The sequence below is a fragment of the Fructilactobacillus sp. X2R5C3 genome (assembly GCF_059901325.1).
Genome location: NZ_JBWXUY010000052.1, coordinates 1 through 243, shown reverse-complemented (window position 1 = coordinate 243; position 243 = coordinate 1). Strand labels below are relative to the sequence as shown.

Genomic DNA, 243 nt, shown 5'->3' with positions numbered 1-243 from the left:
GTTTGGCAAGTTCACTCAATGCGTGCTCATCGACAGGTGCATTCAAATCAAGGCTATTAAGTGCGGATAAAAAATCTTGTGCCTAATCAATTCGAGGGGACTGCACTAGTAACGCGTATTGTTGCTCACACCACTGCTGGTAGCTTTGCTCAAGCATAGGTAAATCGAGCAACCATTCACCCGGGTAGTCAATAATATCAAGGTATAATGTTGATTGTGGTGCAATGTGCGAGCGTAAACCCG

The 243-nt window shown here is 44.9% G+C and carries 1 protein-coding gene; it reads right to left on the bottom strand.

The annotated features are described in order from the left end of the window. Positions 1-82: 82 nt before the first annotated feature. Positions 83-226: a YcjX family protein gene (locus tag AC6UDE_RS07135; RefSeq protein ID WP_500697053.1), complete on the bottom strand. Its 144-nt coding sequence runs from the start codon at positions 224-226 to the stop codon at positions 83-85. Positions 227-243 lie beyond the last annotated feature (17 nt).